21 protein-coding genes and 1 pseudogene are annotated in these 22,180 nt (G+C 42.7%); 6 read left to right on the top strand and 16 right to left on the bottom strand.

The genetic code is table 11. From position 1 onward, the window contains the following. The 3 genes from A136_RS22755 to A136_RS15625 all read left to right on the top strand — a co-directional run. Positions 1-194, top strand: a 194-nt coding sequence (locus A136_RS22755) for a hypothetical protein (protein ID WP_029235123.1), incomplete at its 5' end; no start/stop codon positions are given. A 409-nt stretch (positions 195-603) separates the two neighbouring features. After that, complete coding sequence (locus A136_RS15630) at positions 604-1,944, top strand: MATE family efflux transporter (RefSeq protein ID WP_017060807.1); 1,341 nt, start codon at positions 604-606, stop codon at positions 1,942-1,944. Positions 1,945-2,266: 322 nt separating this feature from the next. Then, on the top strand, positions 2,267-3,376 hold the full coding sequence (locus tag A136_RS15625; RefSeq protein ID WP_017063316.1) for a phosphatase PAP2 family protein: 1,110 nt from the start codon (positions 2,267-2,269) through the stop codon (positions 3,374-3,376). Positions 3,377-3,414: 38 nt separating this feature from the next. Here the strand turns inward: A136_RS15625 and A136_RS15620 are convergent, their stop codons facing one another. Beyond that, a complete protein-coding gene (locus A136_RS15620) occupies positions 3,415-4,347 on the bottom strand; it encodes a LysR family transcriptional regulator (RefSeq protein ID WP_017063315.1) in 933 nt (310 codons plus the stop codon). A gap of 101 nt (positions 4,348-4,448) precedes the next feature. Between A136_RS15620 and chrA the strand changes: the two genes are divergently transcribed. Then, positions 4,449-5,594: a chromate efflux transporter gene (gene chrA, locus A136_RS15615; protein WP_017063314.1), complete on the top strand. Its 1,146-nt coding sequence runs from the start codon at positions 4,449-4,451 to the stop codon at positions 5,592-5,594. 26 nt (positions 5,595-5,620) lie between these two features. On the opposite strand, the gene A136_RS22355 is transcribed toward chrA, so the two are convergent. From A136_RS22355 to A136_RS15535, 15 genes and pseudogenes are all read right to left on the bottom strand, one after another. Beyond that, positions 5,621-6,656, bottom strand: a protein-coding gene (locus A136_RS22355; RefSeq protein WP_102394396.1) for an IS630 family transposase whose coding sequence is annotated in 2 segments (ribosomal slippage) — positions 5,621-6,196 and positions 6,198-6,656 — 1,035 coding nt in all. Because the reading frame shifts where the segments join, the coding sequence is not laid out codon by codon here. A 165-nt stretch (positions 6,657-6,821) separates the two neighbouring features. Continuing rightward, the gene (locus tag A136_RS15600; RefSeq protein WP_017063313.1) at positions 6,822-7,838 is read right to left on the bottom strand and encodes a tetratricopeptide repeat protein; all 1,017 of its coding nucleotides are present in this window, start codon (positions 7,836-7,838) and stop codon (positions 6,822-6,824) included. Then, positions 7,835-8,806 carry a type II secretion system F family protein gene (locus tag A136_RS15595; protein WP_017063312.1) on the bottom strand — a complete coding sequence of 324 codons (972 nt, stop codon included), beginning with the start codon at positions 8,804-8,806 and terminating at the stop codon, positions 7,835-7,837. The genes A136_RS15600 and A136_RS15595 overlap by 4 nt, the downstream gene beginning before the upstream one ends. Before the next feature lie 3 nt (positions 8,807-8,809). After that, entirely contained in the window at positions 8,810-9,775 is a 966-nt protein-coding gene (locus tag A136_RS15590; protein WP_017063311.1) for a type II secretion system F family protein, read from the bottom strand. Between the two features lie 10 nt (positions 9,776-9,785). Continuing rightward, positions 9,786-11,096, bottom strand: a pseudogene (locus A136_RS15585) (CpaF family protein); the annotation flags it as partial. Positions 11,097-11,270: 174 nt separating this feature from the next. After that, a complete protein-coding gene (locus A136_RS15580) occupies positions 11,271-12,485 on the bottom strand; it encodes an AAA family ATPase (protein WP_017063309.1) in 1,215 nt (404 codons plus the stop codon). Position 12,486: 1 nt separating this feature from the next. Continuing rightward, positions 12,487-12,987, bottom strand: coding sequence for a TadE/TadG family type IV pilus assembly protein (locus tag A136_RS15575; protein ID WP_017063308.1), 501 nt, complete (start codon positions 12,985-12,987; stop codon positions 12,487-12,489). Further along, positions 12,987-13,415: a TadE/TadG family type IV pilus assembly protein gene (locus tag A136_RS15570; protein ID WP_017063307.1), complete on the bottom strand. Its 429-nt coding sequence runs from the start codon at positions 13,413-13,415 to the stop codon at positions 12,987-12,989. Before A136_RS15570 ends, A136_RS15575 begins: the two co-directional genes overlap by 1 nt. Before the next feature lie 2 nt (positions 13,416-13,417). Beyond that, positions 13,418-14,683, bottom strand: coding sequence for a Tad domain-containing protein (locus A136_RS15565; protein WP_017063306.1), 1,266 nt, complete (start codon positions 14,681-14,683; stop codon positions 13,418-13,420). 14 nt (positions 14,684-14,697) lie between these two features. Further along, a complete protein-coding gene (locus A136_RS15560; protein WP_017063305.1) occupies positions 14,698-14,967 on the bottom strand; it encodes a hypothetical protein in 270 nt (89 codons plus the stop codon). After that, positions 14,957-16,414, bottom strand: coding sequence for a type II and III secretion system protein family protein (locus tag A136_RS15555; protein WP_029235122.1), 1,458 nt, complete (start codon positions 16,412-16,414; stop codon positions 14,957-14,959). The genes A136_RS15560 and A136_RS15555 overlap by 11 nt, the downstream gene beginning before the upstream one ends. Positions 16,415-16,422: 8 nt before the next feature. Then, positions 16,423-17,172, bottom strand: a complete 750-nt coding sequence (gene cpaB, locus A136_RS15550) for a Flp pilus assembly protein CpaB (RefSeq protein WP_017063303.1) — start codon at positions 17,170-17,172, stop codon at positions 16,423-16,425. Beyond that, the gene (locus tag A136_RS15545) at positions 17,165-18,514 is read right to left on the bottom strand and encodes an ATPase AAA (RefSeq protein ID WP_017063302.1); all 1,350 of its coding nucleotides are present in this window, start codon (positions 18,512-18,514) and stop codon (positions 17,165-17,167) included. The genes cpaB and A136_RS15545 overlap by 8 nt, the downstream gene beginning before the upstream one ends. 34 nt (positions 18,515-18,548) lie before the next feature. Next, a complete protein-coding gene (locus A136_RS15540) occupies positions 18,549-19,079 on the bottom strand; it encodes an A24 family peptidase (RefSeq protein WP_017063301.1) in 531 nt (176 codons plus the stop codon). Positions 19,080-19,241: 162 nt separating this feature from the next. Further along, positions 19,242-19,430: a Flp family type IVb pilin gene (locus A136_RS15535; protein WP_017063299.1), complete on the bottom strand. Its 189-nt coding sequence runs from the start codon at positions 19,428-19,430 to the stop codon at positions 19,242-19,244. Between the two features lie 193 nt (positions 19,431-19,623). On the opposite strand from A136_RS15535, the gene A136_RS15530 reads away from it, so the two are divergent. Then, positions 19,624-20,367 carry a helix-turn-helix domain-containing protein gene (locus tag A136_RS15530; protein ID WP_017063298.1) on the top strand — a complete coding sequence of 248 codons (744 nt, stop codon included), beginning with the start codon at positions 19,624-19,626 and terminating at the stop codon, positions 20,365-20,367. 93 nt (positions 20,368-20,460) lie between these two features. Continuing rightward, a complete protein-coding gene (locus tag A136_RS15525; RefSeq protein ID WP_017063297.1) occupies positions 20,461-22,149 on the top strand; it encodes an AMP-binding protein in 1,689 nt (562 codons plus the stop codon). Positions 22,150-22,180 lie beyond the last annotated feature (31 nt).

Below are 22,180 nucleotides of genomic sequence, written 5' to 3'. Positions count from 1 at the left end.
GCTACGGCTACCGTGACGATGCGATTGAAATGGCAGGCGCATTCTTCGACCACGCCGATGGCTTGGTACAAGACGGTCCTATCCGTGAGAACTACAACCCGCTAAACGGTGAACAACAAGGTGCTCCAAACTTCTCTTGGAGTGCTGCCCACCTATACATGTTATACAACGATTTCTTTACTGACGCAGAGTAAATCGAACCTTTTTACCTGTCCTCTGAGATTCATTAATACACCGGTTCAATAAGATACTGCGAATTAACAAATTTCAGGCTTTGGCACTCAGCGTTATGTTGAGTGCCTTTTTTATATCTGAAGTAACGTAAGCGAAAAACAAGCACTTAGACCATTTGGCCTACCATGATCCTTTTACTCTGTTCGTTGTACTCAGCTAACACAGGCAAGCTTTTACTCACAAAAAGCAAAGAGTGCTCTTGCTATGAAATCCCATTCAAAAATTTCATCACCCTCACTGAAATATTGAATTCTGAAGACTTATTCGAATTTTATTTATCCTTATTAGCCTTCCGGACATTAATTTGATAGTCGTTTACTAAATAATAGCTAAAATAGTGTCGCCTACCCCTTTTTTGAGAAAACCTAAATGCCTAATGCTGATTCCACCCTAAACAAACGTATGGGAATCGTTGCGCTCACCTGGCCAATTTTTATCGAAGTTCTTTTAAGAACCGCACTCAACACCAGTGATGTATTCATGTTATCGGGATACTCGGACAAAGCCGTGTCTGCCGTTGGTGTTATTTCTCAGATATCCTTTTTCCTGATCATTGTCTCGACCATGGTCAGCAGTGGTACGGGTATTCTAATCGCGCAATACAATGGTGCTTCCCGCACTCAAGAGAGCGCTCACGTGGGTGTAGCAAGTATCATTCTGGCCATTATTGCCGGTGTGCTACTGAGTGTGATTGCCGTTCTTGTTGCTGAATATTTTATCCCGCTTTATCAACTCGAACCTCAAGTCGAACAGTACGCGCAAGAATACCTGTTCATCAGTGGTGCTCTCACCTTCAATGTAACCATAGGTGTGGTTCTCACCACTATTTTGCGCAGTCATGGCTATTCAAAGTCACCGATGGTGATCAATATGATTGCAGGTGTCATCAACGTATTCGGTAACTACTGTGCCTTATATCAACCTTTTGGTTTGCCTGTATACGGCGTGCAAGGGGTTGCGACCGCGACCGTCATTAGCCAAGTAATCGGAATGTTGATCTTGATTGGTGTGGTCAGAAGCAAAGGGATTTATCTACCAGTGAAGCAGTTTAAATCTGTGCCGAAAGCCATCTATCAAAAAATCATGAAGATCGGCTCGATGAACGCTGGAGAAGTGCTCTCTTATAACATGGCTCAGATCAGCATTACCTTCTTTGTAGTGCAGATGGGTACGTCTTCACTGGCTGCGTTTACTTACGCACAAAACATCGCTCGCCTCTCTTTTGCGTTTGCACTGGCAATTGGTCAAGGCAGCCAAATCCAAACAGGCTATTACATTGGTAAGGGTTGGATCGACGAGATTACCAAGCGCGTGCAACGTTACTTTGTGGTTGGCTTTATCGCGTCAACCGCGATCACCTGCATGGTGTATGTGTTCCGTTTCGAAATTCTCGATCTGTTCACGCAAGATCCAGAGATCATTGCGCTAACGGCGGCACTGATTGCAGGTTCCATCATTCTTGAAGCTGGACGAGTATTTAACCTTATCTTTATCTCTTGTCTAAAGGCTGCTGGCGACATTAAATTCCCGATCAAAATGGGCATTCTCAGCATGTGGGGCATTGGGGTTGCCATGAGCTATTTGCTTGGCGTGCATTGGGGTTATGGCGTATTGGGTGCTTGGATGGCAATCGCGATGGACGAGTGGTTCCGTGGAATCATCATGGCCTATCGCTGGCGAGCTAAGAAATGGACTCGATTCTCTTTTTAGGTTGTTGTTGATACGTCGAAATTTATCTCGACCAAAAGAAAAAAGCGCTAGGGGGAGCTAGCGCTTTTAAGACCAACTAAGTCCGTTTAGCCTGGTAGATTTTTAAGCTATATCATGAGGATATAACCAATTTTTTTACTTAGGTAAATCAAAAAGCCTATTCTTTACGACTGCCTTGAGTCGTAAATTAAGTATAGTCGGGTTGTGAAAAATGGAAGGAATTATTTCATTTATTTTTGTCGCAGAGACCAAGCCCAGAGTAGAAAAACAGCTCAGATGAACTAACCTTTAATCATGATTGGAAATCTTGAGGAGGGGCTATATGGATTCAGAAACGACCACCGCCAAGCCCGCGCCTCGAAAAGAACAATCAACCTTGCTAGCTTCCCTACTCCATGAATTTAGAAGAAACAAACTGATTTTATGGTACGTGGCATTCATTGCTCCGCTCACCTTAACCATCAACCTATTTGTCCCAAATAATATGAAGTATGACATCTATAGTTATATCGATGTCTTAATTACCATTTGCTATGTCACTTTTATTATCTGGGCAACGTATTATTACTGTTATTTACTGTTTAAGAGAGAAAAAAAACCGACTATACGATTCATCAAAAAAGTGAAATCACTGCTATTTCCTATCTCGAAACCCATTTACTTTGTCTTGTTAATGCTCGCTTTGAACATCTCATTTTCGAGTTACACGTTTATCAAATCACTCATCCCGCACTTCAATCCTTACACTTTAGACCTCGCTTTTTACCACTTAGATAAGTGGTTGCACTTTGGCGTATCTCCATGGGAACTCACACACTTCTTCCTGCCAAATGCAGCTTCAACTTTGGTGATGAACTTCTTATACAACTTATGGTTTTTTCTGATGTGGGGAATGTTACTTTTTTTCATCATCTATCGAAAAGATGACCAACTTCGTAATCAGTTTATCCTGACCTTTTTGATATCTTGGTTTCTCCTAGGTAACGTCATAGCGACGCTGTTGTCGTCTGCGGGACCCGCCTACTTTCACCACTTCTATGAACAAGATCTCTATCTTAGGTTAATGGAACGTCTACAAGCGCAAGACCTCCAGTTAAAGCAAGCGAATCTATTCCCACTTTGGATGCTATCCGCACAGGATATGCTTTGGGATAGCTATGTTACTGGCATAAGAGGCCGAGGAACGGGAATATCTGCGATGCCTAGTTTGCATGTCACTATCGCAGTGTTAATGGCAATGACAGCATTTAGGTTGAACAAAAAGCTGGGATATTTGGCGTGGGGTTATGCTTTTATTGTCCAGATCGGCTCCGTTCACTTGGCTTGGCACTATGCAATCGACGGATACTTAGGGGCGATATTAGTCGTGGCTCTTTGGCACGCTATTGGTTACTGGTTGCGAAGACGGACACCACCAATCAAAGCTCCATAAACTAGATATGTCCCCCCCTTATCACATCGGATAACAAGTTAATCTCTTAGACCCGTTACTTCTTTAACAGCCTGACTAATGGTTTTTCTCAGATGGATACTTTTATCATCGAGTTGCTTTCCTTTGCGATAAACAAGTTGAATGTCAAAATCAGGAACCTCTATCGGCGGGGCAACGGCGATCAGCGAGCTCTCCACATTAGGGTCAGTTCGGGCGACCAATTTAGGCACAATACACAGCAACTTCCTACCACTGATCAGTCGTTTTACCGTCAAAAAATTACTCGATGCAATCGCCACTTTTCTCGTATAACCGAGTTCCGCTAATTTTATGTCTACGCCCGTTTTTAGAGAACCATTAGGGGAAACTAATGCATGCTCGACAGACACAAATGTCTCTAGCGACATCGGCAGTTCAACACCAAGCACTGAGCTATCAAGTAAGCAAACATGCTGCTCGGTGTAGAGTTGATCAATACCAAACAGCTTAGGCACCTCTCCAAAACTACCTATCGAGATATCCAGCTTTGCCTGTTCAAATACTTGCTGATAGTTGCTTCGATTAACATTAAAAAATGCGACTTGAGAGTTTGGTGAAGCTTCTTTGATCAAATCGAATATCATTGGGCCAAACATCTGCTCTGCGTAATCCGTCAACCCTATTTTCCAGCTCCCTTTGAAACTCTCGGTCTCAAAACGTTTAGATAACAGAACTTCAGACTGGATGGTATTCAGTAGCGCGTCCACGGTACTTGATAGTTCAATGGCTCGGTCGGTCGCCTCCATCTTGCTACCTACACGCTCAAACAAAGGGTCATCAAACAACTTTCGTAGCCTTTGTAAGCTATGGCTCATCGCAGATTGGCTGACATAACAACGCTCAGCAGCCTTACTCACGCTATTCGTTTTATACAAAGCCTGCAGTGCAATCAACAAGTTAAGGTCGACCCCTTTCCAATTAAAATCAGCCATGCTAATCAACCCATTTCATTCATAGTTATAATTAAAACAATTAATTTGAATCATAGTCTAACTCCACCTAAATTACGCTAAACATTTATCTGGAATCGATCATGCTTTCAATTTTTAAAACCTTTTTCTGGCTTGGCTGGATTAGCTTTGGTGGACCAGCAGCACACATTGGCTACTTCCGTAAAACCTTTGTTGAGAAACTGAATTGGTTGTCCGACGAAGAGTACGGGCAGATTGTCGCTCTTAGCCAATTTCTACCGGGCCCAGGTTCAAGTCAGGTTGGCTTTGCGGTTGGCTACAAGAAAGGTGGATTAACAGGTGCTATTGCTGCATTTGTCGGCTTCACCTCCCCATCTGTGATTCTGATGCTGATATTGGCGTTAGTCAGCAACCAACTATTGGAAGCACCACTTTTCAATTCAATCATTCACGGGCTTAAGTTATTAGCGGTAGTGGTTGTGGCTGATGCTACCTTTGGTATGTACAAGAACTTTTGCCAATCGAAGATAGCAACCGCCTTATGTGTGATTACCGCGATTGTTCTGCTACTGATTCCAGGCATCTGGCCTCAAGTTTTAGTGCTTCTATTTGCAGCAATGGTTGGCAGTAAGTTCTTGACGTCTCAAGAGCTCAAAACGATACCTTCAACGCAAAAAATATCGGTAACGCCTCTGGTGATTTTTGTTGCTTTGCTGGTTGGTCTGCCTCTATTCAGTGCTTACTCTCAAGGTATTGAAGTGTTTGGCCTGTTCTACCAAGCAGGTAGCTTAGTATTCGGTGGCGGCCACGTGGTACTTCCGTTGCTACAAAATGGTATTGGTGACCAACTGTCTCAAGATGCCTTCCTAACAGGTTATGCAGCAGCACAGGCAGTACCAGGGCCTATGTTTACACTTGCGACTTACTTAGGTTATGTATTGATGCCATCGGCACCGATCACTGGCGCACTACTCGCAACGATTGCTGTGTTCTTACCGGGCTTCTTATTACTACTGGGTGTACTGAAGAACTGGCAGGCGATTGCAAGCAAACCTTTAGTGGCAGGCGCTCTTACTGGTGTGAATACGGCGGTTGTCGGTTTGTTATTGGCGGCACTATATCAACCGATCTTCACAAGCGCAGTAAGCAGCGGCATAGACTTCGCTCTGATCATTGTTGGTGTGTGGTTATTGAAAACAATTAAGATGCCGATTGTAGGTTTAGTGGGTACCTTTATCGCCGCTGGTGCGATGCTTAACTATTTATAATTAAGCACTTATACCAATCCGGAAAATTAACTGATCAGGTCAATCCAATCTCTTGTACACATTTTTGTGACGCGATCTTTGCACTCAAGAAATCCATTCCAAGCGCTACAGACCTTCGAAACAATATCGTTATAATCAATGAAGTTTTGGTTTGCTAGATAGTGTTGCCTTAACCAACTCCACACTTGCTCTATAGGGTTAAGCTCTGGTGAGTATGGCGGCAATTTGATAATACTGACATTATCAAATGGGTTAGCAATATCATCGGTATGCCATCCTGCGCCATCCATTATTACCACTGAATGACGGTCTTTTTCTGTGACTTTAGATATCTGCTCTAGATGGTTTATCATGATGTCTTTGTTAACCCAAGGGACGACCATTGCCTCACCAATCCCTCTCGATGGGCACACTGAGCCAAACAAATAAGCGTATTCAAATTGCTGCTGTTTTACTACGCGAGGTCTCGTTCCACGAGTAGCCCAAAGACGTGTTGTTGTGTTCTGCTGACCAAACCTAGCTTCGTCTTGAAACCAGACATCAACACTCTCTAGCCCAATATGGCCGGGGATCTTAAGGATCGTTTCGATTTGGAATTTTTTTAAAATCGTCTTGTATTTGCTGTGATTGTTTAGGGTGTTTGGAACGAGAAGTTATCCAAGAAAAACCCATGTGGTCGAGGAGATAATAGATGGAATTAGGGTGGTAGTGCTTGTCAAAGTGTTTAACGATGTAGTCATGTATATCGCTTCCAACAAGGCGGCCACCAGAAGGTGATTCAGCTTCTTTTTTTATGAAGGCACTGAGTTGAGCCCGCTGCTCATCGGTGAGGTATGCAGGCCTACCAGTCCGAGGTTTTTCTTGAAGTCCTTCTAGGCCTTCTTCAAAAAAAATCCGAACCCATTTATTGACACTGGTTCGACTGACTTTGAGAGATTTTGCAATTTGTGTACGAGAGAGGCCGTCTTTAAAGTGTGCGAGCGCAAGTAAACGCATCTTCATCTGAATGGTTTTTTGCTGGCTCGCAAGCTTTTTGAAGTCAGTGTTATTAAGGCTATCCATGGCTAAATTTCACAATAATTCATCAATCTTAATTAGATCACATTTTTACTTTAATTGGTATTAGATACCCAACTTTAGATACTAAACTGAGTTACAAATAATAGCCCCTGATCAGGAAACTCATCAGGGGCTATCTTATTTAGAATGACTTAACTTGATAGGGCGTTATATCGGGGTGCTGGCTTTCATTTCCCTTACCTCTGCCAACGCTCTATTTAGGTTCTCATTAGCAATTTTGTAGTAAGACGGCTTTTTATCGATCGCTTGTTGAAGATAAGGAATCGCTTCATCAGGTCGACCTTGGAGAATTAAAAAATACCCGACATTATTCAACGCTTCGGGAGCATCCATATGACGCATAAAAACGTTGATCGCCTTTTTCACATCGCCGGAAGCTAAGTAAATAAGGGCAAGGTTATTCTGAGCTTTCTCATTGTTAGGCTCAATCTCTAACGCCGAACGAGTGTATTGATACGCTTCTTTGTAGTTGCCATACATGTAATGGGAGTAGCCCATGTTCAACAAGGCTTTTACTGAGGTTTTATCGATAGTGAGCGACTTTTTAAAATACTCTTGAGCTATTTGATGCTTACCTTCAACATCCTCCAATACCCCAATTCCCATATAAGCGAGTGCTGGCGACATGCTATCCACCTTCAAGCCAGCAACTTCACTTTGGCTTAACGCTTGGTAATTTTTAGTCGTTTCACTGCTTTTCAAGCGAACTTGATCGGCATTAATCGCTTTAAAAAAATAACTTCGTCCTTCATCGGTGCGGCGCTGCTTGGTATATAGAACCCCAAGTTGCTCCAACACTTCAGTATGCGCCGGATTAAAATCTAGTGCCGCCAGATAGGCTTTTTCAGCGAGCGCGTAGTTGCCTCTCGATGAGTGAATTCGGCCAATCGTAAACAGCGTTTTATCGTGAAACTCTTGCTCAGGGAAAGACAGAGATCGGATGTACTCATAAAGCGCTAGATCGATATTGTTATCTCTCAGCGCCACATCACCACGCATGATCGCTTCTTTTTCACTAACCGGAGGATCGTCACTGGTTAAGGTGTCAATGGGCTTCCCCGAATACAACTCAGCATCAAACTGATTGGTTGGCTCATCAGAAGAAGCACACCCTAAAACTAATAGCGGCAGCAAAAGTAAAACCATTCTGTTCATTAGCATCATAAACCAACTCCTGGCGCACTTAATGCGTCCATAACAATCATCATCCCAGGTCCTAGGGCAACAATAAAAAAACACGGCCAAATAAATAACAACATAGGAAACAACATTTTAGTTGGTATTTTTGCTGCAATCTCTTCCGCAGCTTGTTGGCGCTTATCTCGAAAATCTTCGGTATAGTCTCGTAACGTTTGCGCTAAGCTCCCCCCCATTCTGGAGGCATGTGAGAGCAAAGAGACGAGCCCGTCTAATTCATGAAGGCCAGTCCGTTCGACAAGTTGACTCAAAGCATCTGGCATCGTGACACCCGCCTGAATTTTGGCAAAAACCGTATCCAGCTCATCGGCAAGTTCGGGCTGTGAGATGTATAACTCATTAGCAACTCGTCCCAGCGCCGCATTAAAGCCAAGGCCTGATTCAGTACAAACCACCAAAAGGTCGAGCGCGTCAGGTACCCCATTTCTAATTTTTCTCTGTCTCTCTTTTTGCATTTTACTCAATACAAAGTTGGGTAAAAACGTGCCGACAAAGATACAAGTCACAATCAATAAGTTGTTATAACTGTCACCAATCGCCAGATAAAACACCACGAACGCACAGACAAACCCGATAAGAGCGGAAAGCACTTTGATGGAATAAAAGACTGAAAGCGCACTTTTTTCATGGTATCCAGCGTGCATGAGCTTTTCTGAATAGCTTTCGTTGTCCTTTTTGTTCCCTCGCCCAATAAATGGCGTTAACGACTCCAAGGTATTCGTAAAATCATAAGACTTCCGGCTGCCCGTTTGGCTACCTCCAGAAATCTGTTTTAACTTTTTATCCAACGGTGAACGAGCGCCAACAAAAAGAAAACCAAGAGTGAGGGTAAGTAACATCGTGGTCAGCAAAATCATCCCGTAGAGTAAGGTTTGACTGCTGATCCCGAACTCAGAGAGTGCTTGTTTCCATACTTCTAAATCAAAGAATTCCATAATTTATATCTCGATATTTATTATTTTTCTTATCCACAATGCCCCAATCGCCAACAAGATCACTCCAATACTGACCATCGATATTCCTCTAGGGTCACTGTACAAAGGCTCAATGTATTCAGGGTTTACGAATTTAAGACCGAAAAACAGGGCAAACGGAGAAAGGGTCAGTATCCAAGCAGAAAGGCGACTCTCAGCTGAGAGGGTTTTGATCTTTCTTTCGAGTTTAAAGCGGGCTCTTAATACCTCAGATACTTTTTGCAGATTCTCAGAGAGGTTCCCCCCTGTCTCTTTCTGCAACATGACGGCACTTGAGAAAGCCAACATCGAAACGGTCGGTGCTCGCTCTGTCATTTGCATGATCGCGAGCCTCAAGTCGTAGCCATAATTAAGCAGGTTATAGGTGTTCTTAAACTCAACACCGATCGGCTCAGGCATCTCTTCACCCACCTCATTGAAAGACTGAACCAATGGCTGCCCCGCTTGTAAGGCTCTTCGAATAATATCCAGAGCCTCTGGCAGCTGCTCTTCGAATCGAGCCATCCTGTATGTCACTCTATTTTGGACAAACAGATAAGCGACAACCCAAGCGAAGACGAAAGCGGCTACACAAATGAACCACACTTGATTAAACACTAAAGCCATTAAAGCCAATAAGGTTCCGCACAAAAATACGATGAACAAAAAGCGACTTAACGTAAGGTGGAGACCCGCTAATTCCAGCATACGTTTTAGGTCGGCAAAGAAAGGAATCACAATTAATTTTCGGTCGAGCGGTGATAGCTCTTTGTTGTAGTGCTCTTTTAAGAGCGACAAGCTCTCTTCATCAATATTTCTTTGTGTCTCTTTTAGACGGCGAGATAACTCTTTGTGTTTGGCTTTTTTCCCGGCTGCTGGCAATAACAAGGCTTGCGAAATAAACAACACCGCAACAAACAATAGGACCAGCGAGACAGTTACGTTATCCATAATCCGTTCCTCAGCTATGTGATTCAGTAAAGAGCTCAAAAGGCAGATCAAGACCACGCTTAACCAATTGGTCATGAGACTGAGGCACTACACCGGTTGCGGTGTAATAACCTAAAATATTGCCATGCTCATCGATGCCTTGACGCTGAAAGTGGAAGATCTCAGACATAGTGATGACCTCTCCTTCCATACCATTGATCTCTTGGATACTAACCATACGGCGCTTACCATCTTCTTGCCTTTCCATCTGAACTACTAGATGGATAGCAGAAGCAATCTGCGCTCTGAGATTTTTGGTAGAAATGTTCCAGCCCGCCATCGAAAACATGTTCTCTACACGGCTTAGTGCATCACGAGGGGTGTTGGCGTGAATGGTTGCAAGGGAACCGTCATGCCCGGTATTCATCGCAGCCAACATATCGACCGCTTCACTACCACGCACCTCCCCGACAACGATACGGTCAGGTCGCATACGTAACGTGTTTTTCACTAGCTCTCGCTGACTTATCTCACCTTTTCCTTCAAGGTTTGCCGGACGAGTTTCAAGACGAATAACATGGGGTTGCTGGAGTTGAAGCTCTGCGGAATCTTCTATTGTGATGATTCGTTGATCTCGTGGGATGAAACCAGAAAAGATATTAAGCGTCGTGGTTTTCCCTGACCCCGTACCGCCTGAAATTAATATATTGAGCTCACCTTTAACGGCCGCTTCGACAAATTTCGCCATTTGCGGAGAGGCTGACTTATATTCCAGCAAGTTGTCCATAGTTAGGCTGTCTACCGCAAAGCGTCGTATGGATACCGATGGGCCATCTAAGGCAAGAGGTGGGATAATTGCATTTACCCGAGAGCCATCGGCCAATCGTGCATCCACCATAGGAGAGGCTTCATCAATTCGACGTCCCACTTGGCTAACAATACGGTCAATGATGTTTCTAAGGTGTCGGTCATCCAAAAACGTATAAGGGGTCTTTTCTAATTTACCACCTCGCTCGACGAACACATTCTTAGGCCCGTTAACCAAAATATCGGATACGGTTTTATCGGCCAGCAATGGTTCTAAAGGCCCCAAACCAAACACTTCATCTTCGATTTGTTTGATCACTCTTTTCCGGCCTTCCGCACTCAGAGCATGGCTTTGATCGTCTGCCATTAGCTGAACAATCGCTTCATGAAGGTCAACTTTAGCGCGCTCTTTATCAAGGCTTGAAAGCAGACCAAGGTCAAGTGTCTCTAAGAGCTGTTTATGAAAATAGTGCTTAATTGAAAGCTCTTGTTCTAAGACTTTTTTTGCTTCATTAACCGATTTTTCTTGTTCTTCGTTGGCATCTAGCCCTTTAAGAACAACAGAATCACTAACGGCTCCTTGAGGAAAGGCAGCAATGTTCTCGCTTTCTTGTTGCGAAAACTGTTCTACTTTTTTTTCAAACTCCGGATTTATATTTTTTCGTTTAAAGAACATAACGATCCCTCATCTATGCTTAGAACAAACAACCTATGAAAATATCTTTTTGAGCCAACTCTTCTCTTCTTGCTCTGGAGGAGAAAGGATATGAGACAAATCGATGATCGAGCGTGTAATCGAACTCTTCTTTTTTGACTCAACCAATGGTTGACCTAAATTGGCACTCTCCAATGCGACCTTAAAATCGTTAGGCATTAAATGGATATCATGCTTCCCAACGGTTTGTTCTATGTCTGATAACTTAATGGTTTGTCGTTTCTCATAACGATTCACGATGATCTCGATTGCGTCTTGTTGTAACCCGTACTCAAATTTCAGAGTTCTGACTAAACGGTTACTGTTTTTGACCGACACTAAGGTTTGTTGAGTAACGAGTAACACCTTAGTCGCAGGGGAGATAGCCGATGCGAAGATATGATCTAACCCTCGAGAGAAATCGATAACAATGTAGCGATAGAAGCGACGTAATACGGGTAATAACCTCCCAATCTTTTGGGCATGTTCATAATCATCCGCGTTATTTTCATGTTTGAAGCTTAAAACGTGTAACCCCGATGAGTGCTTGTTAACTAAGCTATTCAAAGACATCTCATCCAAATCATTTGAGCTGTCGATAGCATCCGAAATACTGTAGGCCGGGGTGATATTCAAATATTCAGGGATAACACCAAACTGAAGATCTATATCGAGTAAAAGCACTTCATCAGGATGATAACTCGCGATTTCAACAGCTGTATTTAACGCTAAGGTTGTTGCTCCCATTCCACCTTTGGTATTAATAAATAGGAACACTTCACCATAACTAGAGTTTTCGATTTTTTCCGCTGCGGTTTTCTTAAGTAACGGTAAGAGACCAGAGATAGAAATGTCATGAGATAGGAAGTCAGAAGCACCCAGTCTTAGTGCTATTTTCAATGACCCATTGTCACTCTCATCACCAAACACGACCAAAGATAAATCATACTCTTCCAACTGCAAATTGTAGCTTTGCAGATCGACCATTTTCTGAGCCCAACCACCACTCGCTTCGACAAAGATAAGGTCGGGAGTATCTAGGCTTCTCACATATTCTTCGGTCATGCCTAATAATGAAAAAGAGTCGATATGAACATTTCGACAACGTTTCAATTGCTGCCTCATATGAGCATGAAAGTTTTCATTGCTATAGATAAGCCATACATTCAAGTTGGTTTTAAGGCGAATCGCATCGTCTTCATTCGGTAAAATATCAATTGCTTCGCCCATATTACCCACCCTGTATTTGTTCCGGACATCTTGTCCTAGTATTTGTATTGGCTTTGATTACACCTAAATTCTCAGCGGGTAAAATCGTCTCAAACGCAGGTGCCGCAAGAAACCCATTTGTCCCTAAAAAGCTGAGGTTGCTGATCAGCTGAATGCCATAGCCTGTCGCTCTTGCTCGTACAAACTTAATCGCACTAAAATTGGTTTCGAAATCAGAGGTAATTTCAGAGCCAGCAGCATCCAAATACGCCACCTCCAAGTTGCTATCGCTAAACCCCAGTAGTGGAATGTCTTCTACAACAATCCCCGCAATGTTATCGCGGTCTAAGACGTAACAAACCGTCGCTAGCCTTGCCGCTTTTCTCGTCGCCTCGTTAACAATCTGGAGTGAGAATACATAAGCCCCCAAAGCCAAAATCAGAAAAATCAGCAAGAAAACCAACCAAGAAACTATCGTAAACTCGATAATGGCTAAGCCGTTGTGCTTGTTGATTGGTTTCATCAGAAAACCCTCATAACAGACGACACACTTAAGGGAACAGATAAGCTTTCAGATGAAAATGGAATCGATAAAAAGTGAGGAACATAGTCGTAATTAACCGTTACTCTCACATAACTGTCTGCTGAAGGAGGAGTGACAACTACATCAGAAGTTGCAAGGCTAGAAAGTATCGCCGTACCTACAGTGTTCTTACCGTAAACCACAATATTTTGAATTTCCGCAGTAGGAGCTAATGTCCCACCCTTTGTTCCATACACCTCACTTACAGCATAACGAGCTCCGTTTTGAACCGATTTTGAGATGACATTGTAGTGAATTAGGATGTTTCCCAGTTCAAGAACCAACACCAAGAAAAACAGTAATACTGGTGTCGCAATCAACATTTCAATTGCAGCGAGGCCCTGTTGTTTTTTAAAGTTGTTATCCATAACTAAGAGCCTCCTCCATCTGGGTCTTTATACAAAACAATTTTGTAAGGACCTTCAGTTGATGACTCAGCCCCACCAGAACCGCCAGCAACACTACAAGAATGTATGAATTCACCAAATACTGCAGGAGTACCGGAATTGTTAGTTGGCGCCTTTTGTAATAAGAAGAAGCACCCTATTTTCTGAACGGTAAAACTGGTTACTCCACCACTTTTACCTGAGCAATCGACCATAGGAATAGGAAGAATACGTCGCCATGCTGTACCACCAGACACACAACCAGAGCCCATACTTGCTATACATGCGTTGGTGTCAGCCTCATATTGGGAATAGGTATAAGAGCCATCAAAATCAATATCACCCGTTTTACTGTCTATCTTAATTTCAGAACTGGGCTCAGTCGTTACATAATCAGATGGGTAATCTGAACTTGATAAGCCGCCACCATAATCACCAAAACGAGTATTTAAACCATCAGCTGTAGGCCCAACCGTTCCCCCAGGCTTGGTAGTAACACTATCGCCAATAGCGACAGAGTAATCATAGTAACCAGCCAAGGCTTCTTTTACCGTGCTACCTCCAGATCCAAAGTCCAGTAGGTGATAATTACCATTTCCCATTTGAGACAGTTTTTTATCGCCCACTTTTAGAGCATGAACTGTACCTACCTCATAACCAAAGACATTGGTAATTGCCTCACCGGTAGCATCATCATAACCATCTTCGTTAATATCGTTATCTGAAGTCCCGTCACCAGTACACACTCCAATGGGTACAATATTATTCACAACTTGCAGTCCTGAGCTTGGTCCTGCAACCGCTGTTGCCGATACGCTTTTTGCTAAACCAAACATCTGAATAAAGAATTCATCCATATCTAATGAGCTGACATTAACTCGAACATATACATCATCATCAGCACCAAACGTAGGGGTCCCCGCAAAGCTTTGAGGGTCGTTAGAGAATTCAACGCTAACCACTGCAGTTGAGAAATCAAATTCATGATTACCAGAAGCCCCCGCCATAGCATTCAATGTTGATGTAACTTCTGCAGATACCGCGGTTTGATCTTTACTGTTATCCAAAATAGTCGCTGCCGCTAACGCCGCTGAGTCAACCGCATTCTGTAAGCGCGTTTTATTCACTAGCATATGGTTGATATCCACGGCTAACGCTGACACAGCAAGGAAGACAAGCAACGCTATAGTCACAAATATGACAACCAATCCGCCCTGTTTTTTAGGTTTTCTTGATACTTGATACAACATAAAGTACCTCCAAACTAATTAAAGCTCTGTAAGACCTGACTATTGCTCTCTGAAAGATCTTCATCGCCTTTACCCACGTAACTGTCGTAACCAGCCTGCATGCGCTCCCCGGTACCATCAGGTAAAACCTGCAAGTTCTCTTGAGTTGCATTCGGGTTGTACGTTTGCTCCATTTTCAGCTTAGCAACCGACTGCCCCAAAGGCGCGTCATTCGCACAACCGACTAATACCAGTGCGAGAAAGACCATCATTGTTCTAATCATATCTATCTCCTTATAAATCATGACCAAATGAACCTTCGCTACCACCATCAGTTGGCGCGATGTCTTTAGCGGAACTTGAATTATTCTTGTCTTCAGAGTCAGAAGGCTCAGCAATGTAAGCGCTTTTACCTAACAAGTAATATTCCAGGTCATTAGGGTCAACAAAGGCATCAGTTGGTAGTGTGACTTGACTTCTGTCCACTGGTTTAGCGAGTCGAGGAGTAACAAGAATGACAAGCTCTGTTTCTCCCGATACGTATTCTTGACTATTGAAAAGCTGGCCTAGGATCGGCACATCACCAATACCCGGCATTTTGTTGCTGATATCACGCACGTTCTCGCTCAGTAGCCCTGCAATACCGATGGTTTGTCCATCTGCAAGCTCAAGCGTAGAAGAGGCGCTTCGACGTGTAATTGGTGGAATAAAGTAAGTCGCGTTGGTCGAGCCGGGGTCGATAGTCAATGAACTGCTGTTCGCAATTTCACTTACATCAACCGCTAAGTTCAGGTTGATCTTTTTATCACTGAGTACGGTCGGTATAAATTTCAGCCCTACCCCGTATTCTTTGTATTCAATGGTAATCCCATCATCATCCGGAACTGGAATTGGAAATTCACCACCCGCGAGAAACTCGGCCTTAGAGCCACTCAATGCAGTTAAATTCGGCTCTGCTAATACCTTCGCGACACCATTTTGCTTGGCGACATCCAATGCAAAGGTAAATAAGGTATTACTATCGATGAAAGACCCTAGAATCCCGTAATCAGTTGAGGTAGGAATATCGAAGATTGGTGTTGCACCCAGTACACCAGCAGGAACAGATGAAGCTCCCCACGAAAAGTTGGAACCACTGGTTTGGAAGAAGTGGAAATTAGCATCGAACTTTCTCACTAAACTCCGCTGAACCTCGGCGACAGTTACCTCTAACATCACCTGTTGGGCGCCACCGATAGACATTAAGTTGATAACACCAGTTGCAGCAGCTTGCTCACTACCACTCTCTTTAGAATCATCTGCAGCCTGCCCTGCGGCGTAGGTTTCAGCAATTCTCATAGCGACATTCATCTTCTGTTGATTACTGATTTGCCCACTCAACAGCAAGCGATTCTGAGCGCTATGTACCTCGATAGTCTCGTCAGGAAGAAACTCATACAGCTTGGATTTCAGGCTATTAAGATCATGAGTCACCTCGATATTAATAGACTCAATCAACTGGCCTCGAGAATCCCAAGCCATCAAGTTGGTTGCACCTAACTTGTTACCAATCAAAAACACTTCGTTAGATTTCAAAATCACGATGTCCAAAACATCAGGGTCGCCAAGTGAAACCTTGCTCGCTTTACCTGATAACACGACATGCGTCGATTTATGATGCGGAACCGTGACTGTTTTTCCGGTTTGCAATGCAGCAAAACTTACGTTCGAAAAACAAAGCAGGCTCAAAACACACGCTAATATTATTCTCATATCTCACCTCAATCCTTGACGCGCACACTGGATGTTTCCGTACCCTTGATAATGGTCACGCTTGGTCTAGGCACGTATCGACGAACGACTTTCTTCTCAACTTCATGAGGATTTCTTAAGGTAAGCTGAATACTGCCTTTGCTCTTAGCCGTCAGAAGCTTTTCTGCATCTTTGGGGGTCACCTCAAGTGTTACCGCACGAACAATAATGGGGCTGTTTTCTTTGGTTCTGGCGGTCTGGTCTACCGCGAGCACTTTAATGTCTTTCAACACAGTTCGAGTGGCCGCAGAGTTTTTACCGTAGGAAACGGTATTGAGAATATCGACCTTGTTCCCGGGTAATAGAAACCCAGCTACACCTATAACGTCATCGACTCGAATTGTTACCGCTCGTTTATTTTCAGGAATCAAAGCCGCAAGTGTGGAGCCTTCACCAGGAACGGTGAAACGCAGCTTGTGAAGCACCTCTCCGGCATAAATGGTATTAGCGACAACCTGACCAATCAGCTCAGATTTATCCGAATAGTTGTTTTCATTGATCCAATCAACTTCCATCAACTTCGTCGTTAAATACTGCTCTTCAATTATGGTTCCAGCTTCAATTTCTTGAGAGGCCACTACAACCGGGTGACGTTCAACTTCTTCGACTTCTATCGTCGGTTGAACTTGGTTGTCCATCCATTGCTTAGCAAAAAATACAGCCGCTAAGCCGAATACTACGGACAGTAAAAACAATAGGAATACCTGACTCTTATTCATTATTTTCTTCCTCGTGTCCATCAGAGGTAAAGTAGACTTCCCATGCCATGGAAAGAATATCGAAAGTAATAACGGGCGGGAGCTGCTCAAATGAAAGGATATCTTTGCTAATACCAGCGAGATCTTTAGGTAAGCAAGGGAAAAGAGGCACTTTGTAAAGCGTGTGCATTTGAGATAAGCGCTCAAAGAAACCGCTTTGAAGTTCTAGCTCTTTCTCTGCCACAACATTCATCCACAAGGATTCATAGTCACGCAGATTAAGAGGCTTGAATTCGATTTTATAACCCAAGCGACGCAAAAATGCCGGATCACTGATCTTCTCCGGATTTAAGTTAGTAGAGAAAGCGAGGGTCAACACAAATGGCATTGTCACTTGCTGACCATTCGGCAACGAAAGATGATCGAAGTAATATTCCATTGGAACAATCCATCGATTGAGCAGGTTATCGACTGGCATTGGCTGACGCCCGAGGTCATCAATCACCAGAATTCCGTTATTCGCCATCATTTGTAACGGTGCCAACCACACTCGGCTGTTCTCTGAATGATTAACTTCAAGCATATCCATGGTTAGCTCTCCGCCCACCTGAATATTCGGTCTCTCACAATTGAGCCAACGCTTGTCGTACTGATCCTTAAGAGAAACCAATGTTTCACTGCCGTTGCGATCAAGCGGTTTATGGTGTTGCGTAGAGAAAACCTTAATAATGTTACCGAAGGCATAGACTGCATAAGGGATAAAAACTGAAGTGTGTAATGCATTAACTATGCGTGTCGCAACAAATGTTTTACCTGTACCGGCATGCCCATACAAAAGCAGAGCTCGTCCCGAGTTAATTGCCGGGCCTAGCACGGAGATCATTTTGTCTACGCCGTAAACATCACTAAGAGCCGCTTCAACATGTGGTCTGGTCACCAATTCCGCTCGCAAGTCTTGTTGTTTTACAATGTCACTGTATTGAGCAAGTGAAACGGGAACCGGGCCTAAATAAGCATCTCGAGTAAAAGCGAGATCTGCTTCTTCTATGCCCTTTTCTGATAAGGAGTAGCGAACATGACTGTGTGAAGAGGAGTCTAAAGATAAAGCTGAAGTTGGTTGAAAGACTTCAATGAATGATTTCTTTCTAAGTACCGCAAGTCCATTCTCAACAATATGTGTAACCACACACAAATGGTTAGAAAGCTCCAACACATCAGACTTAGGGTAAGCGGATAAGTGTTTAAGTAATAAGTTTTCAATCACAACTTCAGGTATACCAATCGATTCAATGGAAGTCGGAACCAAAGGAGCTGATATTTGAGGCTTTAAATTACTCGGGGACGGTATCCCTCTAATATCCATATGTTCTCTCCAACACATCGAATTTCAATTTAAATTACGTAAAATAGCTATACATCGCTAAGCCTATAACAACTGAAGGTGCGAAAGGCATCGTCACCTTATTTGAATACCTAGAATGAACCGTTGACACAGTTTTTGTGCTGGTTGACATTCCACTAACTAACATTAGTTTCTCTTCAAAATAACCTTTTACCGTTAGAGACTCGCTGTTCGCACGGTTATAAAGTAAGTAAAACACAGCAATTATTCCCGCGGAAATGATAATATAATAAGTAATATCGAGTAGGTTACCCCATCCAACATATAGCCCTATCACACCCAAAAATTTCACATCGCCAGCAGACATTGCTCTCAAGAAATATAAGATAAGTCCCGAAGAGAAAAAAACAGCCGCCCCAACCAAAGAAGTGCCAAGTGAACCCCAAGTTAATCCACTATTAATCGCAATAATAAAGTACAACAATACAAATAAAATCAGAACCTTATTCGGTATTCGATTTTCTTTCACATCAAATACTGATACCACAACCAATAGCACCCAAAAAACTAGAGATTCACTTATCATTCATTCATATACCTGACACAATTAATTGAAATTTACTGAACAAGGATACAGCTATACCAGAGAATATTGCCCAAGCGAGAAAAACAAGCAAAGCCGCACCGATAATGTATTCGACAATGGTTAGTCCTTTCTGCTTTTTTATTCTCTTAATATTCATAGTTTCTATGGTGCTGTCGTCGTACTAATCGCACCAACAATCGCGCTTAGTTTCGTTGATAACGCACTACCTATTCCACTAAATATAGTTGTCAATCCTAAAACGAGCATAGCAGCACCGATCACATATTCTATGACCGTCAGACCTTCTTCATCATTCATGAATTCTTTAATGTTTTTCAATAAGTTACTCATAAGAATCTCTCCTTGATTTACGTATCAGGTTTTATTTACCTGTAAACTAAATCTAGAGCCGAACCATATATTAGGTTAGGATTTTCTTGCCATTTACTTGCACTTTTTTGTCGCACTTCTAATCTATTTAAATAAACACATTCATCAATACTTCTCTTACTGCTTATTTAAGTATGATACCGGTTTAATAACTATGAATATAATTACACCTTTACTGTCAGATATAGATAGCGACTTTAATTCAATCATCATCAATAAAATAAGTCGTTACTTTCTCATAAAAAACCATAAACAGGACATATCTATAATCAGCCACTTAGATGTAAGGTTAGTATTTTTTATATTGAATAAAACGGATGAACTTCAACTACTTAAAATGGCACTATCTATTTGTGAAAACTTGAACAAGCGAATTGTTATTATTTGTACAGGTCAGATACCTAATAACGTTCGAAATCATAAGAATGTATTCTTCGCAATTGAAACAAGCAGTCATCATCTGACCAGTTCATTCGAAGAACTAAAGCATAAAACCCAACACATCTTTGAAGCACATTTCGACCTCGATCGAGACATGAATAACAATAACCAAGAACCGACAAAACAGTTTACTTCTGAAGTTGTTAACTTTGTTATGGATAACATTAGCAAGGAAATAAGAGAAACAGACATAGCTGAAAAATGTCACTGCTCAGCAACCTACTTTTCTAAGAAGTTTCATCTACACTTTGGAGTAAGCTTTAGAGACTTTGTGTGCGATAAACGAATCCTGTTAGCCAAGAAGTTAATCGAAGCCGATACCGAATCAAAAATAGCTGTAATTTCTTATCAATGTGGCTACAAGGATGTGTCGTATTTTTCAAGAATTTTTAAGAAAAGGACGGGCGTAACCCCTGCAAGCTATAGACGTGCCTGCACAGATAACAGAAAACGCTAATTTTACTCCCTAAAAGAAAAAATCATGGTACATTTAACATGATTTTAACAAAAATAACCAAAAATAACTTAGCGAAAAACATGGAGTTAGACAATGATTCAGCCTAACGAGTTTAGCCAAGAACAAGCAACAGCTCTCCCTACACCCAATGACATGATTTTAAAATGGGCAGAAGAACGCCCAGATGAAGTCTATTTGAAACAGATTATTAATCGCCAATTTGTCGAATTTACTTATAAAGAAGTAGCAGACAAAGCACTGAAATTGGCGTCAGCATTAGAAGGACTCGGAGCCCAACCTGGCGATCGAGTCGCTCTCGTATCGAAAAACTGTGCAGAATGGTTCATCTGCGATCTTGCCATGATGTTAGGAGATTTTGTCAGCGTCCCAATCTTTCCTACAGCGGGTGCAGACACCATTCAGTACTGTATTGAACACAGTGAAAGTAAAATTGTGATTGCGGGTAAGCTTGACGATCCTAAAGCCACTCAAAAAGTACTTGAGGACAATCCGAGCTTAGTGAGTATTTCACTACCATACGACAGTGCAGCGAAGTGCCAACACACTTTCGAACAGCTCATTGATACACATGAACGATCAACCAAACGCCCTCAGCATCACGACGATAAGCTTATGTCACTTGTTTATACATCGGGTACATCAGGGTTACCAAAAGGCGCAATGCTCACGTACGGTGCGTTTACTTGGTCTGTTCAAAGGTTGATTGACCATATTGGGATCCAACCTGGCGATCGCCTGTTTTCTTACCTACCGCTTGCTCATATTACAGAACGCGTTTACATCTTTGGTTCTTCAGTAATGGGGGGCGTGGTTACGGCTTTCCCAGAATCTTTAGACACCTTTATTGATGATGTGAAAATGCATCGCCCTACACTGTTTATTTCAGTTCCTCGCTTATGGACTCTGTTCCAGCAGCGAATCCAAGACAAATTGCCACAGAAGAAACTGAACTTCTTATTGAAGATTCCGTTTATCAACAACATCATTAAGAAGAAGCTTGCTGATGGTTTAGGGTTAGACCAAGCTCGTGTTCTCGGCTGTGGTTCTGCACCTGTATCACCCGCTCTACTCGCATGGTATGAGAGTGTTGGCCTGCACATTACCGAGGCATGGGGCATGACAGAGTCTTTCGCCTACAGCACGCTCAACTACCCATTCAGAGCCGATAAAATTGGTACGGTTGGTAATGCAGGTCCAGGGATCGAACTCAAAATAGCTGAAGATGAAGAGATTCTAGTTCGAGGCAAAGGCTTATTCTCTGGTTACTACAAGAATGATATTGCAACCCAAGAGTCTTTTAACTCGGATGGTTGGCTTCATACCGGTGATATCGGTGATATCGATAGTGAAGGTTACCTAACGATTCGTGGGCGTAAGAAAGATACCTTTAAAACAGCTAAAGGTAAGTTTGTTGCCCCTGTACCAATCGAAAACAAACTGTTTGAGTACAGCCGCGTAGAAATGATGTGTTTGATAGGGCTTGGCCTACCAGGCCCAATCCTACTTGTGGTACCGCATGACTTCCCTAATTTCGATAGAGCTCGCTATGAGAAAACGACAAAGCGCGTTATCGAGAAAATGAACGAGCAGCTCGGTTCACATGAGAAGATCAAAGGTGTATTGATGATTAAGGAACCATGGAGCATTGAGAATGGCGTGTTAACCCCGACTCTCAAAATCAAGCGACATATCCTTGAGCAGAAATACCATGAAGTTGGTCATAACTGGCCGAAAGATAAATTGGTGGTTTGGGAAGAATAACCATGACTTCCACCTAACACTGAATAAAGAG

This window comes from Vibrio crassostreae 9ZC13, from assembly GCF_000272045.2.
GTDB lineage: Bacteria > Pseudomonadota > Gammaproteobacteria > Enterobacterales > Vibrionaceae > Vibrio > Vibrio crassostreae_C.
Note: the sequence above shows the minus strand (reverse complement) of the source record. Positions and strands in the feature narration are given on the sequence as shown.